Origin of the sequence: Mesorhizobium sp. M0408 (assembly GCF_040321495.1) — a bacterium.
GTDB lineage: Bacteria > Pseudomonadota > Alphaproteobacteria > Rhizobiales > Rhizobiaceae > Mesorhizobium.
Genome location: NZ_JAMYRO010000001.1, coordinates 185398 through 202495 on the forward strand (window position 1 = coordinate 185398; position 17098 = coordinate 202495).

Annotated in this window: 15 protein-coding genes and 1 tRNA gene; 3 read left to right on the plus strand and 13 right to left on the minus strand. The window is 64.0% G+C overall.

Annotated features, from left to right (window positions below):
• Positions 1-10: 10 nt before the first annotated feature.
• The 11 genes from NKI67_RS00960 to NKI67_RS01010 all read right to left on the minus strand — a co-directional run bounded on the left by NKI67_RS00960 (position 11) and on the right by NKI67_RS01010 (position 12729).
• A complete protein-coding gene (locus NKI67_RS00960; protein ID WP_352633685.1) occupies positions 11-772 on the minus strand; it encodes a 3-ketoacyl-ACP reductase in 762 nt (253 codons plus the stop codon).
• Positions 769-2283 (minus strand): GMC oxidoreductase, encoded by a 1515-nt coding sequence (locus NKI67_RS00965; protein ID WP_352644122.1) that lies wholly within the window; start codon positions 2281-2283, stop codon positions 769-771. The genes NKI67_RS00960 and NKI67_RS00965 overlap by 4 nt, the downstream gene beginning before the upstream one ends.
• Positions 2284-2288: 5 nt before the next feature.
• Positions 2289-3404: an ABC transporter ATP-binding protein gene (locus NKI67_RS00970; protein WP_023675366.1), complete on the minus strand. Its 1116-nt coding sequence runs from the start codon at positions 3402-3404 to the stop codon at positions 2289-2291.
• A gap of 4 nt (positions 3405-3408) precedes the next feature.
• Positions 3409-4353, minus strand: coding sequence for a carbohydrate ABC transporter permease (locus NKI67_RS00975; RefSeq protein WP_023675367.1), 945 nt, complete (start codon positions 4351-4353; stop codon positions 3409-3411).
• Positions 4350-5309 carry a carbohydrate ABC transporter permease gene (locus tag NKI67_RS00980; RefSeq protein ID WP_023675368.1) on the minus strand — a complete coding sequence of 320 codons (960 nt, stop codon included), beginning with the start codon at positions 5307-5309 and terminating at the stop codon, positions 4350-4352. The genes NKI67_RS00975 and NKI67_RS00980 overlap by 4 nt, the downstream gene beginning before the upstream one ends.
• Before the next feature lie 144 nt (positions 5310-5453).
• Positions 5454-6707: an ABC transporter substrate-binding protein gene (locus NKI67_RS00985; RefSeq protein ID WP_031194023.1), complete on the minus strand. Its 1254-nt coding sequence runs from the start codon at positions 6705-6707 to the stop codon at positions 5454-5456.
• Between the two features lie 59 nt (positions 6708-6766).
• On the minus strand, positions 6767-8278 hold the full coding sequence (locus tag NKI67_RS00990) for an aldehyde dehydrogenase family protein (RefSeq protein ID WP_352576140.1): 1512 nt from the start codon (positions 8276-8278) through the stop codon (positions 6767-6769).
• 15 nt (positions 8279-8293) lie between these two features.
• A complete protein-coding gene (locus tag NKI67_RS00995) occupies positions 8294-9070 on the minus strand; it encodes an enoyl-CoA hydratase/isomerase family protein (protein ID WP_352568158.1) in 777 nt (258 codons plus the stop codon).
• Positions 9063-10664 (minus strand): acyl CoA:acetate/3-ketoacid CoA transferase, encoded by a 1602-nt coding sequence (locus tag NKI67_RS01000; RefSeq protein WP_352454051.1) that lies wholly within the window; start codon positions 10662-10664, stop codon positions 9063-9065. Before NKI67_RS01000 ends, NKI67_RS00995 begins: the two co-directional genes overlap by 8 nt.
• On the minus strand, positions 10661-11677 hold the full coding sequence (locus NKI67_RS01005) for a Gfo/Idh/MocA family protein (protein ID WP_352568156.1): 1017 nt from the start codon (positions 11675-11677) through the stop codon (positions 10661-10663). Before NKI67_RS01005 ends, NKI67_RS01000 begins: the two co-directional genes overlap by 4 nt.
• The gene (locus NKI67_RS01010) at positions 11674-12729 is read right to left on the minus strand and encodes a LacI family DNA-binding transcriptional regulator (protein ID WP_352644123.1); all 1056 of its coding nucleotides are present in this window, start codon (positions 12727-12729) and stop codon (positions 11674-11676) included. Before NKI67_RS01010 ends, NKI67_RS01005 begins: the two co-directional genes overlap by 4 nt.
• A gap of 242 nt (positions 12730-12971) precedes the next feature.
• Here NKI67_RS01010 and NKI67_RS01015 point away from each other — a divergent pair, with 242 nt between their 5' ends.
• The gene (locus tag NKI67_RS01015) at positions 12972-14126 is read left to right on the plus strand and encodes a dihydrodipicolinate synthase family protein (protein WP_352568154.1); all 1155 of its coding nucleotides are present in this window, start codon (positions 12972-12974) and stop codon (positions 14124-14126) included.
• A gap of 163 nt (positions 14127-14289) precedes the next feature.
• Positions 14290-15252: a GDP-L-fucose synthase gene (fcl, locus tag NKI67_RS01020; RefSeq protein WP_352568153.1), complete on the plus strand. Its 963-nt coding sequence runs from the start codon at positions 14290-14292 to the stop codon at positions 15250-15252.
• Positions 15253-15318: 66 nt separating this feature from the next.
• Here fcl and NKI67_RS01025 read toward each other — a convergent pair.
• Positions 15319-15393: transfer RNA gene (locus NKI67_RS01025), tRNA-Val, on the minus strand.
• Between the two features lie 104 nt (positions 15394-15497).
• A complete protein-coding gene (gene cpdR, locus NKI67_RS01030) occupies positions 15498-15860 on the minus strand; it encodes a cell cycle two-component system response regulator CpdR (RefSeq protein WP_006199474.1) in 363 nt (120 codons plus the stop codon).
• Between the two features lie 153 nt (positions 15861-16013).
• Between cpdR and NKI67_RS01035 the strand changes: the two genes are divergently transcribed.
• Positions 16014-16955 carry an N-formylglutamate amidohydrolase gene (locus NKI67_RS01035; protein ID WP_352488728.1) on the plus strand — a complete coding sequence of 314 codons (942 nt, stop codon included), beginning with the start codon at positions 16014-16016 and terminating at the stop codon, positions 16953-16955.
• Positions 16956-17098: the final 143 nt, after the last annotated feature.

A 17098-nucleotide genomic window follows, 5' to 3' on the forward strand; every position in this document is an offset into this window, starting at 1 on the left:
CGTCACCTGTTCATAGCCTCGGCACCGACAGCGCGCCATCGACATTGATGACCGAGCCGGTCGAAAAGCCGAACTTGCCACCGGCGAGTGCTGCCACGGCGGCACCGATGTCTTCGCTCTCGCCCCAGCGCATCGCCGGCACCAGCCCGCCGTCGATCAGCCCGTCATATTTGGCGGTCACACCCGCGGTCATGTCGGTGCGGATGATGCCCGGCCGCACCTCGAACACGGCGATGTTTTCGGTGGCAAGCCGCAGCGCCAGGTTCTTCACCCACATCGAAAGCCCAGCCTTGGAGATGCAGTAATCGGAACGTTCCGGCGAGGCCATGGCGGCGCTGACCGAGGTGATGGTGATGATCGATCTCGCACCATCGCTTGGCAGGCCGAGCATCGCTTTGGCGACGGCCTGGCTGAGGAATACGGTGCCGCGCAGATTGATGCCGAGCACCCGGTCGAAATTTTTGGGCTTGAGCTCGAGCAGATCGCCGCGCAGGACGGCGCCGATGCCGGCATTGTTGACCAGGCAGTCGATGCGGCCGAAGGCGCTTGTCGCGGCATCAATCAGCGCTGCGTGGCCGTCGAGGTCGGCGATGTCGCTGCTGGCATAGGCGAACTTCGCGCCGCGCCCGGTGATGTCGGCGGCGAGCCCGTCGGCGGCTTCGTCGGCAAGGTCTGAGAGGAGGATGTCGAAGCCTGCGTCGGCCAGCGCCTCGGCGCAAGCAAGGCCGATGCCGCGCGCGCCGCCGGTGACGATCGCTGCCGGGCGGCTCATGTTGCAAGCTCCGTCTTGCGGATATGATCGGCGACGCGCAGCGCCTGTGCGGCGATCGACAGCGCCGGATTGACGGCGGCCGAATTCGGCAGGAAGCCGGCATCGACGACGAACAAATTGCTGTGGTCGAAGGAGCGGCAGAACGGGTCGAGCGGCGAGGTCGCTGGATCGTTGCCCATCTTCACCGTGCCGCACTGATGTGAGGGCGTGCGCTTGTCAAACGGACGCGACAGGACGATCGGATAGCCGCAGGCGCGGAAATTCTCGCGCATCACCTTGGTCAGTCCGTCGAGCGACTGCATGTTGGAGCGCCGCCACTGCATGACGATGTCCTTGCCGTCGATCATGATGCGGCTCTCGGGATCGGGCAGGTCCTCGCACATCAGATACCAGTCGACGGCGCGGCCGGCCATGAAATCGAGCGCGAATTTGGGCGCGCGCCTGACATTGGCCTTGAGGATGTTGCCGTCGAGCTTGCCGAGGAGCTGGACATTGCCGAGCGGCTTGCCGCACTTGCCGTCGGACAGATAATAATCGTTCAGCATCAGCGTCTTCTGGTAGACGGATTTGTTCCGCCGGCGTGGATCGATCGCCAGCATGGCGCTCGAATTGTGATTCATGAAGTTGCGGCCGACCTGGTCGGAGCGGTTGGCCAGGCCTTTGCCACCGCCTCTGCCCTGAGGGGTGGGCGAGCGCAGCAGGATGGCGGCGGAATTGACTGCGCCGGCCGACAGGATGACCAGCTTCGGCGCGACTTTCTTCAGCGTACCGTTCTGTCGATAATGGACGGCGATGATCGTCCTCGCATCCGGCGATGCCTCGAGATATTCGACATGGGCGCCGGTCTCGAGCTTGATCTTCTGGTCGGCAAGGGCGGCGGCCAGCGGCCCGGATTGCGCGTCGATCTTGCCGGTCCCGGTGTTGGGAAACGCGTCCCACGGCGTGCTGCCGTCTTTCAGCCAGGCTTCGATGTCGACGCCGAGCGGCAGCGATGCCGGATGCAGGCCCAGGCTCTTCAACTCGGCGCGCGCACGCGCGATCGGCGGCTCGTCGGGTACCGGCCCGAAAGGGTAGGGCATCGAGTGGAACGGCTCGGTCGGGTCTTCACCGAGTTCACCGCGCACGCGGAAAAGTTGCTCGGCCCTGGAATACCAGGGCTCGAATTCCTCGTAGGAAAACGGCCAGGCCGGCGAGACGCCGCCATAGTGCTCCATCTCCGAAAAGTCTTCCCTGCGGTAGCGGATCAGCACCGCGCCGTAGAATTTCGAATTGCCGCCGACATAGTAGTAATTGCCCGGGTTGAACGGCGCTCCGCCGGCCTCGAGCCACATCTCCTTCGGCCTATAGTGGCCATCGACGAAGATTGCGTGGGTGTCACGTGTGTGCGGCGTTGCCGGCAGTGGTTCGCCACGCTCCAGCATCAGGATCGAGGCGCCACCGCCGGCAAGGCCGGAGGCGATCGTGGCGCCGCCTATACCGGAGCCGATGATGACGATGTCGGGATTTGTCATGGCCGTTAGACGATGCGTTTCTCGGTCGCCGGATCGAAGAACACCGCCTTGGTCAGGTTGAAGGCGAGCGGCGTGACCGTGCCGGGCTGGATTTTGGCATCGGCGCGCAGCCGCGCCACCACCGCCTTGCCGCCGAGATTGGTGACCGCGAACGTATCCGAGCCGGCCGGCTCGATGACTTCGATGTGACAGTCGGCGCGGGCGATGTTCGAGGCGTTGCGTTCGGCACCCTCGGGATCGGTCAGTGCTTCCGGGCGGACGCCGAAGATGATCGGTTTTCCCTGGAATGCCGACAGGCCGGCCGGCGCATTGCCCAGCGGCAGCGAGATCGGCTGGCGCGCCTCGCGCTCCATGACGACGGAGAAGCCGCTGCCGTTGCTGCCGATCGTCGCCGGGATCAGGTTCATCGCCGGCGAGCCCATGAAGTCGGCAACAAACAGGTTGACCGGATTGTTATAGATTTCGGCTGGCGTGCCGAACTGCTGCACCTCGCCGTCGCGCATCACCGCGATCTTGGTAGCCAGCGTCATCGCCTCGATCTGGTCGTGGGTGACGTAGACGATGGTGGTGCCGGTGGTGGCGTGCAGGCGCTTGATCTCGATGCGCATGTCGACACGCAGCTTGGCATCGAGATTGGACAAAGGCTCGTCGAACAGGAACAGCTTTGGATCGCGCACCAGCGCCCGGCCCATGGCGACGCGCTGGCGCTGGCCGCCGGAGAGCTGGCTTGGCTTGCGCTTCAGCAAATGGCCGATCTGCAGGACCTTCGCCACCTTGTCGATCGCCTTCTGGCGCTCGCCGGCCGGCACGCCGCGCATCTCCATGCCGAAGGCGATATTGCCGGCAACCGTCATGTTCGGATAGAGCGCGTAGCTCTGGAAGACCATGGCGATGTCGCGCTTGGAGGGGTGGAGATCGTTGATCGTGCGTCCGTCGACGCGGATTTCCCCTTCGGTGATGGTTTCCAGGCCGGCAATAGTGTTGAGCAGCGTGGACTTGCCGCAACCGGAAGGCCCGACCAGCACGAGGAAGCCGCCCTTTTCCAGGTCGAGGTCGATGCCTTTCAGGATCTCGACCGCTCCGAAACGCTTCTTCAGCCCGTCAATTTCCAGAAAAGCCATGCGATTATCCTTTGACGGCGCCGGCCATCAGGCCGCGCACGAAATAGCGGCCGGCGAGCACGTAGACGAGGAGCGTCGGCAGCGCGGCGATCATCGCCGCCGCCATGTTGACGTTGTATTCGACGACGCCGGTCGAGGTGTTGACGACATTGTTCAGCGCCACCGTCATCGGCATCACGTCGCCTGAGCCGGCATAGGCGGAAGCGAAGAGGAAGTCGTTCCAGATGTTGGTGAACTGGTAGATCACCGTCACCACGATGATCGGCAGCGAGTTGGGCAGCATGATGCGCCGGAAGATCTGGAAGAAGCTGGCGCCGTCGATCTGCGCCGCCTTCACCAGCTCGTTCGGAAACGCTTCGTAATAATTGCGGAAGAACAGGGTGGTGAAGCCGATGCCGTAGACGACATGAACGAACACCAGGTTCACGGTCGGATTGCCGAAGCCGAAGGTGAGGCCGGTCGCGTTCTGCAGCTTGACGCCGAACCGGCCGAGGCTGCCGAGGATCGTTGCCATCGGCAAGAGGACGGACTGGAACGGAATGAAGCAGGCAAACAGCATCAGCCCGAACACCAGCGTCGCCCCGCGAAAGCGCCACTTCGTCAGCACATAGCCGTTGAGCGCGCCGAGCAGGGTCGAGATGATGACGGCCGGAACCACCATCTTGATCGAGTTCCAGAAATAACCCTTCATGCCGACGCAGGTGAGACCCGAGCAAACCTCGCTCCACGCCCTTATCCAAGGTGCGAAGGTCGGCTCCTGCGGCAGCGCCAGCATGTTGCCGTTCTGGATTTCGTCCATGGTCTTGAACGAGGTCACCAGCATGACGAACAGCGGCATCAGATAGAACAGCGCGAACAGCGCCAGCAGCCCGTAGATGACAATACGGTTGACCGTCCTGGCGCTGATACCGCCAGTGCTCTGGCGAGCAGGCGTGGCCACGGCGCTCATCGCGGCTTCTCCCGAAGCTCGGAATAGAGATAGGGAACGATGATCGCGGTGATGGTCATCAGCATGATCACGGCGCTGGCCGAGCCGACGGCCATCTCGTTGCGCTTGAAGGTGTACTCATACATGAAGTTGGACGGCAGCCAGGCCGAACCGCCCGGCCCGCCGCTGGTCAGCGCGACCACCAGATCGTAGGATTTGATGGCGAGATGCGCGAGGACGATCAAGGCGGACAGGAAGATCGGCCGCAGCAGCGGGATGACGATGCGACGGTAGAGCTGGAAGGTGGTGGCGCCGTCGATCTGCGCCGCCTTCAGGATCTCGCCGTCGATGCCGCGCAGGCCGGCCAGGAACATCGCCATGATGAAGCCCGACGCCTGCCAGACGCCGGCGATGACCACCGTGTAGATGACGAAATCCTTGTTCTTGATCCAGTCGAAATGGAAGCTCGTCCAGCCCCATTGGTGCAGCGTCTGCTCGAGGCCGAGGCCGGGGTCCAGAAACCATTTCCAGGCAACGCCAGTGACGATGAACGACAGTGCCATCGGGTAGAGGTAGATCGGCCGCAGCACACCTTCGCCGCGGATCTTCTGGTCGAGCAGGATCGCTAGGAACAGGCCGAGCGCCAGGCAGATGGAAATATAGAGGAAGCCGAAAATCCCCATATTGGTGATCGACGTGTACCAGGAGGACGGCGGATCGCTTTCGAAAGTCCAGCGCCATAGCCGCTGATAGGCGCGTGGCCCGGTGATCGCATAGGAGGGAAAGGTCTTGGAATTGGTGAAGGACAGATAGATCGTCCACAGGATGAAGCCGTAGACGAAGACGATAGTGGCGGCGAAGCTCGGCGCCAGCACGAGCTTCGGCAGCGCGTCCTGAAGGCGCGAGCGCACCGTGGCGCCCGGACGGGCATCGTGCTCCGGCGTCAGCGTGATACTGGTTTCAGCAACTGTGCTCATCTGTCCATTCCGTATGGCGGGTCCGGAATTCTGCTGTCTCGGGCTCTGCGGCACGAAAGCGTGCCGGTCGGCGCAACCGCAAAACCTCGCCGCAGGGGATCTCCCCGGCTTGCGCCGGGGAGATCATTCACATGGGCGGGTGCCTTACTTGGCGTCTTCGATCGCGCTGACCAGTTGGGTCACGGCCTCGTCTGAGGTCTTGATCTGGCCGTGCACGAATTTCGAGACGACATCCTTGTAGGCGTTGGCAACCGCGGGAGGCGCGCCATAGCCCTGCGCCAGCGAACCGAACAGCGTGCCGCCTTCATTGGCGGCCTTCAGGTCGGCCATGCCCTTCTTGCCGCAAGCGTCGAAATCGGTGTCCGGCACGTCGGTGCGGGCCGGAACAGAGCCCTTGACGACGTTGAAGGCCGACTGGAAGCTCTTCGACAGCGTGGCGGTGGCCAGGGCGATCTGGGCGGCCTTGCGGTCCTCCGGAACGTTGAACATGCCGAACATGTCGGAGTTGTAGACGACGCTGCCGTCGGTGCCCGGGAAGCGGTAGCACAGGAAGTCGGTGCCCGGGACCTTCTTGGCGGCGTTGAATTCGCCCTTGGCCCAGTCACCCATCACCTGCACCAGCGCATCGCCCTTGATGACCATGGCGGTGGCGAGGTTCCAGTCCCGGCCCGAGAAGTTCGGGTCGACATAGGTGACGAGCTTGGCGAGATTGTCGAACGACTTCTTCATCGTGTCGGACTTCAGCGACTCCTCGTCGAGGTCGTTGAAGGCCTTCTTGTAGAACTCAGGCCCGCCGGTCGACAGCACGACTGAGTCGAACATTGTCGCTTCCTGCCAGTTCTGGCCGCCCAGCGCGAGCGGGATGACGCCCGCCGCCTTGGCTTTGTCCAGCAACGCAATGAAGTCGTCGAAGGTCTTGGGCTCGGTGCCGCCGATCTTGTCCATCACCGCCTTGTTGATCCATAGCCAGTTGACCGAGTGGACGTTGACCGGAGCCGCGACCCACTTGCCATCATAGACGGAGAATTTCTGCAGGGCCGCGGGAACGGACTTGTCCCAGCCTTCCTTTATCGCCGTCTCGGTCAGGTCGCCCATAACGCCGGCTGCGGCGTAATCGAGCACGGTATAGCCAAGCATCTGCGAGGCGGTCGGGTAGTTGCCCGCTGCCACCATCGCCTTCAGCGCGGTCATGGCAGCGTCGCCGCCGCCGCCGGCCACCGGCACGTCCTTCCAGGCAAAGCCTTCCTTGGCCAGATCCTGCTTGAGCACGTTCAGAGCGGCAGCTTCGCCGCCCGACGTCCACCAATGCAGCATCTGGACTTCCTTGACGTCCTCGGCATGGGCCGCGAACGCAACGCCCGATGCGAGAGCCGTCCCGATAAGCAGTTTGCGCAACATGTACTTCCTCCCTTGTTGAACTTACACGACCGGCGGATGCCCACCGGGTTCTTCCCAACTCAGCCGACCCACCATCCGGTGCGCTGGCCGCGATGAAACTGGATTGTCTTTTCCTCGGTATAATCCTCGACGGCGCGCTTGCCGAGTTCGCGTCCGAGACCGGACTGCTTGTAGCCGCCGAAAGGCAGCTCGGGGTAACCCTCCATGAACGTGTTCACCCAAACGGTTCCCGAACGCACATTCCGCGCCACCGACATGCAGGTATCGATGCTGGCGCTCCACACGCCCGCCGACAGACCATAGGGCGTGTTGTTGGCGATGTGCAACGCCCTTTCAATCGATTCAAAAGTCAGCACCGAGAGCACCGGACCGAACACTTCCTCGCGTGCAATGGCCATGTCTTCGGTGACATCGCGAACGATGGTCGGATCAAGATACTGGCCGGCGCTCGAAGCAAGCTGATTGCCGCCGCTACAGATCCGGCCGCCGCCGTTTTCCGCTGCCGTCACGTAGCCGGTGACCTTGGCCATATGGTCGGCGGAGATCATCGCGCCGACCTTGGTGCGGTCGTCGAGCGGGTCGCCGACAACCACCTTGGCGGTGAGGGCTTTGACGGCGCCGAGGAACTCGTCGGCGATCGCCTCATGGACGATCAGCCGGCTACCGGCATTGCAGCATTCGCCGGCATTGAAGAAGCCGCCGAACACCGCCGCGTCGGCGGCGGCCTCGAGGTCGGCATCGGGAAAGACGATCTGGCCGTTCTTGCCGCCGAGCTCCATCGCGACTTTCTTCAGCGAGTTGGCGGCAGACGCCATGGTCATCTTGCCGACGCGGGTGGAGCCGGTGAACGACACCATCTCGACCAGCGGATGGCTGACCATCGGTGCGCCGACATCGGCGCCCAACCCGGCAAGGATGTTGACGACGCCGTCCGGCAAGCCGGCCTGCATCAGTATCTCGCCGAGCACGAAAGTCGAGGCCGAGGTCATCTCGCTCGGCTTGACCACCGCCGTGCAGCCGGCGGCGAGCGCGAAGGGTAGTTTCTGGCTGACGATAAGGAACGGGAAATTCCACGGCGTGATGATGGAAACGACGCCGATCGGTTCGCGCAGCACGACGCCGAGCATGGCGTCGCCGAGATTGGCGTAGCTTTCGCCGTGAAGCGTGCGGGCAAGTGCCGCGGCATAGCGCCAGATATCGACGGCGCCGCCGATCTCGCCGCGCGCCTGCGCAATCGGCTTGCCGGATTCCAGTGCGTCGAGCCGGGCAATCTCGTCCAGCCGCGCCTCGATCAGGTCAGCAGCTTTGAGCAGGATCGCGGCGCGTTCGGCTGCCTTCATGCGCGGCCACGGGCCGGTCTCGAAGGCCTTGTGCGCGGCCTGAACCGCCGCCTCTACGTCCGCCGCGCCGGCCTGTGCATAGCGCGAGACGGTGAAGCCGTGGCCGGGGCTGCTGCGCTCCAGCGTGCGGCCGTCCTGGGCGTCGATGAACCTGCCGCCGATCAGCAGCCGGTACCTTTTCGGCGCTGCGGCTGCCTCGGCGGGCATGGCGATGTTGAGGGGTGCGTTCATGTGATTTCCAGGTTCCTAAGATCTTGAGAACGCCGGCTTCTGCTTGGTCTTGAAAGCCTCGACGCCGGTCCTGAGATCGCTTGTCAGCGCGATGAAGCCGCTGGCCAGCGCTTCGGTCGCGGCAGCACTCTCTTCGCCCTCGGCGATTGTAATCATCAGCTTGGCGGCTTCGGTCGCGAGCGGGCCGCGCTCGGCGATCTTGCCGGCCCAGGCCTTGGCTTCGGCGAACGCCTTGCCGGTCTCGACCACCCGGTCGACAATCCCCAGAGCAAGAGCCTCGGTAGCCAGAAACACCTCGCCGCCGAGCGCCATCCGCCGCACTGCCTGCGCGCCGAAGCGGCGCACGGCGCGCTGGGTGCCGGACCAGCCGGGAACGACGCCGATCGAGGTTTCGGGGAACCCCAACTTCACCTGCGTTTCCGCCACGCGAAAGTCGCAAGCCGCCGCCAGTTCCAGCCCGCCGCCCAGCGCATGGCCGGCAAGAACGGCGATCGTCGGCTGCCGCAGCCGCGCCAGCCGGTCGAAGACGCGGTGGCCGTAGCGCACCCATTGCACCTGGAAATCGGCAGCGCTCATTTCTGCCCAAGCCTCGACGTCGCCGCCGGCGCAAAAGCCCTTGCCTTCGCCGCAGACCAGCACGACGCGGACGCCGGTTGCTGTCTCGGCCTCGTCGAGTGCCGCTTCCAGCGCCCGCAGCATCGGAATATCGAGCGCGTTGAATTTCTCCGGCCGGCGCAGCGTGACAATGCCGATGGCGCCGTCGGTTTCAAAGGTTACCAGACGCTCAGCCATGTGCGCCTCCAAGCGACGCGCCGCCATTGAGCGATAGGCCGATCGGCCGGTCCCGGTAGAGCGCATCCGGCGTCACTTTCAGGTCGTTGGCGACGGCGAGCGGGATCTCGGCCTGCGCCAGCACATCGCGCTCGAGGTCGATGCCCGGCGCCAACTCGGTCACCATCAGCCCCGCAGGCGTCAGCTTCATCACGCAGCGCTCGGTGACATAGGTGATATCCTGTCCCTGCGCGACGGCACGCTTGCCCGAGAAGGAGATATGCTCGACCTCGCCGACGACTTTCTTGACCTTGCCCTCCTGGTCGATGCGGATGCCGCCACCGGCAAGCGACAACTTGGCGCCGGCATTGAAGAAACCGGAAAAGACGATCTTCTTCGCCCGCGCGGTGATGTCGACGAAGCCGCCGGCGCCGGCGGTGACATGCGGCCGCGCCGAAAGCTTCGAGACATTGACAGAGCCGTGGCGGTCGATCTGCAGGAAGGACAGCAGCGAGGCGTCGAAGCCGCCGGCCTGGAAATAGATGAACTGGTGCGGCGAAGGCATGAAGGCGTCGGCATTCGACGAGCAGCCGAACTTGAAATCGAGCAGCGGCACGCCGCCGACCGCGCCCTGTTCGATGACCCAGGTGACCTTGCCGTGCTGGCCTTCCTCGAGCAGGATGCGCGGCACATTGGCCGAGATGCCGAAGCCGATATTGACCGCCATGCCGTCGGCAAGCTCCATGGCGACGCGGCGCGCAATGACCTTCTGGACGTTCATCTCGGCGTTGCGAAAGCTCGACAGTGGCCGGAAGATCTCGCCGGAGATGGCCGGATCGTAAGGCGTCAGCGTCGTCTGCAACTGGTCGGGCGCCACCACGATATGGTCGACCAGCACGCCGGGCACGCGCACATCGTGCGGCTTCAGCGTGCCGTTCGCGACGACGCGCTTGACCTGCGCGATGACGATGCCGCCATTGTTGCGGGCGGCCAGCGCCTGTTCGAGGCCGCCGAGATAGGCACCCTCATGCTCATAGGTAAGGTTGCCGCGCTCGTCCGCCGTGGTGGCGCGGATGATCGCGACCTGCGGTACGATCGAGCGGAAATAGAGCCATTCCTCGCCGTCGAACTGCTGCACCGAAACGATCGGCTCGCTGGCGGCAGCATTCATGGCGCAACCCTGATGGCGCGGGTCGGCAAAGGTATCGAGCCCGACCTTGGTCAGCACGCCGGGGCGCTTGGCCGCGGCCTCGCGATGCATGTCGAACAGGATGCCGGACGGCACGTTATAGGCGGCGACCGAATTGTCGCCGATCATCTTCCAGATCTGCGGCGGTTCCGACGATGACGGCCCGGACGGATAGGAGCCGCACAAAGTGCGCTTCAACAGGCCGGGCTTGGCTAGATGGTCGATGCCCTTGATGCCGTACATGTCACCGGCGGCGATCGGATGCAGCGTCGTGATGTCCCTGGGATGGCCTTCCGCGTCGAAGCGCTCGCCGACGGCAGCCAGCACCGCATCCGGACAGCCGAGGCCGCTCGACGATGACACGGAAACGACCATGCCATCCCTGATCAGGCCGGCAGCTTCAGCCGCTGAAACGAGCTTGCTCACGCGGCGCTCCCGAGCTTCGGGTCGATGGCAACGGCGTTTCCGGACCTGGCCGATTGCAATGCCGCCTCGGCTGATGTCAGCGACCAGACGCCGTCCTCGCCGGTGGCGGACGGCTGGCCGTCGCCACGGATCGCTGCGTGGAATTCGCGCAGCGAACGGGCATAGAGGTCTTCGCGGTCGAAGCTCAATTCCTCCTCGCCCTGTGCCGTGCGAAGCAAGACCGAGCCGACCGGCTTCTGCGTCATCACATTTTTGGCGATCAGCGAGCCTTCGCTGCCATGCACCTCGAAGCCGGTGCCGGCGAATTTTGTCGTGAAGCCCTCATGCGATTGGGCGATGACGCCCGATGCGAAGCGCCAGAGGCACATGGCGCCGTCTTCCAGTCCGCCGGCGGCCATGCCGGCCGACTGCGTGAATGCCGAGATCTCGACGGGATCGTCGCCGAGCACGAAGCGCAGCGTGTCGGCATCGTGGACGGTGATGTCGAGCACCACGCCGCCGCCGGCGTCCGGCCTGGTGATGCGCCAGCCCTGCAGGTTTTCCGGCAGATAGACGGAGTGGAAGACGCGCGCGGCGATCAGCCTGCCGATGCGGCCGGCAGCGATCGCTTCGCGCATCGCCCGATGCGAGCCGGCATTGCGCAGATGGTGATTGGTGCCGAGCACGACGCCGGCGGCCCTGGCCGCCGCGACCATCTTGCGCGCGTCGGCGCTGGTCAGCGCCAGCGGCTTTTCGCACAGCACATGCTTTCCCGCCTCGATGGCGGCGAGTGCCTGTTCGAGATGCAATTCGTTAGTGGTCGAGATGTAGACGGCGTCGATATCGGATTTGAGCAGGGCGTCGAGCGTCGAGACCGCCGCCGGAATGCGGTTTTCACTGGCGTAAGTGGCGGCGCGCTCCGGGCTGGAGCTCATCACCGCGGCGATCTCGCCGTCCTTCTGCGCGCGGATGGCGCCGATCATGAACTGTCTTGCGATCGTGCTGGCGCCGATCAGCCCCCAACTGACGGTCATGCCGCGTCTCCCATTCCTGCACAGCCATGCTCGTTGCGATCGGGGCCGCAGCTTTCCCTGACCACGAGGTTGACGGCGCCGATATGATCCTCGGCGCGCGTGGTGCGCGATTGGATCATCTTCAGCACGATATGGGCGGCGCGCTCGCCGAGGCCGGCGGTGTTCACCGCGACGCTGGTCAGCGCCGGCATATAGTGCTCGGCCTCGGCGACGTCGTCGAAGCCGACGACGGCAAAGTCCGCGCCGGGTTCCAGGCCGCGCTTGCGCAGCGCCAGCAAGACGCCGAAGGCGACCGCATCGTTGAAGCAAAGGGCCGCGGTCGGCGGCGCGGCCATGGCAAGTGCGGTTTCCAGGCAGGCAATACCGCCCTTGCGGCTGGTTTCGCCCTCGAAGACCAGCCTGTCGGCCGGTTCGATGCCGAGCGCTTCACAGGCCTCGCGAAAGCCGCCCAGGCGCTCGTGATAGACGACAAGGTCGGACGAGCCGCCGAAGAAGGCCAGCCGGCGATGGCCCTTGCCGATCAGATGGGCGGTGGCGAGATAGGCGCCGCGATGATTGTCGGGCGTGATCACCGGGATACGGCTTTCGGGAAGCCGGCGCATGACGAAGACGACCGGAACGCCTGCGGTCTCAAGGCGACGGAACGCGCCAGGCGTGGAGCCGCGCGCCGGCGACACGACGAGCCCGGCGACACCCTGCTCCATCAACGATTTCAGAACCTCTTCCTGGCGCACCGGGTTTTCAGCCGTATTGGCGATGAAAGGCACGACGCCGGCCGACTGGAAGACGCGCTCCATGCCGACCGCGAGCTCGGCGAAAAACGGATTGGTGAGATCGTTGATGACCATGCCGATGACGTTGGAATGGGCCTTGCGCAGATTGGCGGCGCCGCGGTTGTAGACATAGCCGACGTCCTCGATCGCCTTGCGCACCTTGAGCGCGGTTTCGGGCCGGATCAGCCCGCTGCCTTGCAGCACCAGCGATACCGTCGATTTGGACACGCCCGCCTCACGGGCTATGTCGAGTATCGTTGCCTTGGCCCGGCTGGCCATCCAGATCTGTCCTCCCGGTGGTTTCTTGTGCGATTTTATTGGAACGATCTAATCCCTGGGGCGCATTTGAGTCAATCGCGTTTTTGCGAACCCGGGAAAAATGCGGCTCGGTGGCGCAATCCTCCGGCAAGCAGGCTTTCGGCTGCTGCGATGCAGCAATTTTTGCTGCACGAGGCAGGGCGGCAAAATATCTTGATTTGTTGGAACGTTCCAGTTAATAGGCGTTGGTAAGGGAGAGAGCCATGGACATCACCTTGCCCGGGGAAGGCGCCGGCCGTGTCCGCTACCGGCTTGTCGGCCAGCCGGTGCAGCCTGTGGCCGGCGCTCGCTTCTCGCGCATCGCCTACGCCGCCGCCCATGTCGTTGCCGATCCCCGCGCCATGACCGATCCGTGGTCGAGGCCCGCGGTCGACTGGGACAAGACGATGGCGTTTCGCCATCACCTCTGGCGGCTTGGCTTCCGTGTCGCCGAAGCGATGGACACCTCTCAGCGCGGCATGGGTTTCGACTGGGCGAATGCCAAGGAATTGATCCGCCGCTCGATCGCCGAGGCGCGCAGCGTCGAAGGCGCCGATCTTGCGTCGGGCGCCGGCACCGACCATCTGGCGCCGGGGGGCGCCAGCAGGCTAGACGATGTCATCGCGGCCTATGAAGAACAGCTCGGCTTCATCGAAGGGCTTGGCGGCAAGGCGATCATGATGGCCAGCCGGGCGCTTGCGGCGGTCGCCAAAGGCCCCGACGACTATATCGGCGTCTACGACCGCATCCTGTCCCAGGCCTCCGGCAAGGTCATCCTGCACTGGCTGGGCGACATGTTCGACCCGGCGCTGAAAGGCTACTGGGGCAGCAGCGACTTCGAAACTGCGCTGGAGACGGTGGTCGCGATCATCGAACGCCATGCCGGCAAGGTCGAAGGCATAAAGATATCGCTGCTCGATGTCGGCAAGGAGATTGCGCTCAGGGACCGGCTGCCCGAGGGCGTGCTGATGTTCACCGGCGACGATTTCAATTACCCCGAGCTGATCGCCGGCGACGGCGACAGACATTCGCACGCGCTGCTCGGCATTTTCGATGCGATCGCGCCGGTCGCCAATGCAGCGCTGGCAAAGCTGGCCGACGGCGACCGCGCCGGCTATGACGCGCTGATGGCGCCGACAGTGCCGCTGTCGCGCAAAATCTTCGAGGTGCCGACCGAATATTACAAGGCCGGCATCGTCTTCATGGCATGGCTGAACGGCCACCAGGAGCATTTTTCGATGATCGGCGGCATGCAATCGGCGCGCGGCATCCGTCACTATTCCGATGTCTTTCGCCTTGCCGACCAGGCAGGGTTGCTGGCCGACCCCGAGCTTGCCATTGCCAGAATGACAAGCCTCTGCGCGGTAGCGGGCGTCTGATCGCGAGCGCTACAGCATCCGATCAAAGGTTGCTTCGGGTGGCTTTGCGATTTGCCTTGTCTGGGCAAATCTGTATGCGGTATGCGTCCGGCAACAGAGAAGCCGATCCGGCGCTCCGCCGGCCAACTGGCAAAAAGCTGCCGTTCTGCATTGGGGTAAGCTGATGACCTTCGACCTTCAGGGCAAGCGCGTTTTCGTGGCCGGACATCGCGGCATGGTCGGCTCGGCCATCCTGCGCCGATTGGCCGACGAGGATTGCGAGGTTATGACCGCCTCGCGCGCCGAGCTCGATCTTCTCGACCAGGCCGGCGTGCGGCGCTGGATGGCCGACCGCAAGCCGGATGCAGTGGTGATGGCGGCGGCCAAGGTCGGCGGTATCCTGGCCAACAACAGGCTTCCCGTCGATTTCCTGCAGGACAATCTCGTCATGCAGAACAATGTCATCGACAGCGCCTTCCGCAACGAGGTGCAGAAGCTGCTGTTTCTCGGTTCATCCTGCATCTATCCCAAATTCGCGGCGCAGCCGATCTCCGAGGACGCCTTGCTGACCGGGCCGCTCGAGCCCACCAACGAATGGTATGCGATCGCCAAGATCGCCGGGCTGAAACTGTGCCAGGCCTATCGGCGCCAGTACGGCGTCGACTACATCTCGGCGATGCCGACCAATCTCTACGGTCCGGGCGACAATTTCGACCTCAATTCCAGCCATGTCGTGCCCGCTCTGATGCGCAAGGCGCACGAGGCCAGGCGCGCCGGCCGCAAGAGCCTGGAGGTGTGGGGATCGGGCACGCCGATGCGTGAATTCCTGCATGTCGACGACGCCGCCGACGCGCTGGTCTGGCTGCTGAAGAATTATTCGGGCGACAGCCACATCAATGTCGGCTCTGGGGAAGACATCACCATTGCCGACCTTGCCCGCACCATCGTGTCGGTCGCCGGCGCCGATGCCGCGATAACGTTCGATGCGACGAAGCCGGACGGCACGCCGCGCAAGCTGATGGACGTGTCGCGTCTGTTCGCCACCGGCTGGCGCCCGCGCTATTCGCTGCGCAGCGGATTGGAACAGACCTATGCGTGGTTTCTGGAGCACGTCGAGAGCGGCGATCTCCGCCTCGGCGCCGCCTGAGGCCGGTATAGGCCGGGAACGTCAGTCGACGAAAAATACCGACGGCCAATTGAGGGATTGTCTGGATGGTGGGCGTGACAGGGATTGAACCTGTGACCCCTGCAATGTCAATGCAGTGCTCTCCCGCTGAGCTACACGCCCATCCGAAGCCGCGCATACACCATTTTTGGTTCTGCACGTCAATAGCGGGAAAGGGGAAAGAATGGCTGGCTTGCGGCGTCGGTCAAGACGCGACAAAAAGCGCGTCAGGCGGCCTGCAGCATCTTTTCGACTTCGTTGACGAGGTCGCGCAGGTGGAACGGCTTCGATAGCACCTTGGCGTCTTTCGGCGCCTTGGAATCAGGGTTCAGCGCGACGGCGGCGAAGCCGGTGATGAACATCACCTTGAGGTCGGGATCGATCTCCGTGGCGCGACGGGCGAGCTCGATGCCATCCATCTCGGGCATGACGATGTCGGTCAAAAGCAGCGAAAAAGGTTCCTCGCGCAGCCGCTCATAGGCACTGGCGCCATTGTCGAAATCGCTGACCTGATAACCGGCGCGCTCCAGCGCCTTGACGAGGAACCGGCGCATGTCGTCGTCGTCTTCCGCCAGCAGAATGCGTGCCATCTTGTCCCGTCCGAATCACCCAACCGACAATGCCGTGCGGCAAGCCCGTTAACCATGCTGTATATGAGGAGGCGACGGTAAACATCAAGTGAACGTTGGGCGCACAATCCTGTTTTGGCTTGCGCTTCGGCGGCTGGACATGTGGGCGGCGAGGTGGCACTTTCCTATCATGATGCATTGGTATTCCCGGGTTCGTTCAAATTGAAAACGGCAGCCGAGGATTTTTCGGTCGTTCCTCCCTTCGAAATCCGATCGGGCGCCGAACAGCGCGTTCCCTTCCTCTTCAACTCGCCGCATAGCGGCCGCTACTATCCGGACCGGTTCATGGCTATGGCCAAGCTGGACCGCAACGCCATCCGCCGCTCAGAGGACTGCTATGTCGAGGAATTGTTCGGCGGCGCCGTCGCGCTCGGGGCGCCGATGCTGGCGGCAAACTTCCCGCGCGCCTATCTCGACGTCAACCGGGAGCCGTGGGAACTCGACCCGCGCATGTTCGCCGAACCGGTGCCGTCATTCTGCAACATCCGCTCGGCGCGGGTGGCCGGCGGGCTCGGCACCGTGCCCAAGCTGGTCGGCGAGGGGCTCGACATCTATTCCGGCCGCTTGCCGCTGGCGGAAGCCGTGGCGCGCATCGAAGCGGTCTACAAGCCCTATCACGAGACGCTGAAACGGCTTTTGACCAGAACCCATGCGCGCTTCGGCTACGCCGTGCTGATTGACTGCCACTCGATGCCGGCAAGCATAAGGGTCGGCGACAGCGGATTGCGGCCGGACTTCATCGTCGGCGACCGCTTTGGCATTTCCGCCGCGGCGGCGTTGACCGAGACGGCGATCGGCCTGCTCACCGGCATGGGCTACAGCGTCGCCCACAACAAGCCCTATGCCGGAGGCTTCATTACCGAGCACTATGGCCGCCCCGTGCGCCATCTGCATGCGCTGCAGATCGAGGTCAATCGCGGGCTCTACATGAATGAGCGGACGTTCCAGAGATCGGCTGGTTTCGACGCCCTGGCCGACGATCTGGCGCGGTTTTCGGCCGAACTGATGGCGATGCCCGATCACAATTTCATGGATCTGCCGCTGGCCGCCGAATAGCCGCGGAATCGCGGTACTCGCCGCTCATGCGGCAGCGTAAAAAAAGACCGCATCGTTTGCACGACACGGTCGAAGTCTAGGGAGGAAACGCCCAAGGAGGGCATGGACAGGAACCCCTGTCCGAGAACAAACGTATTGTGCGC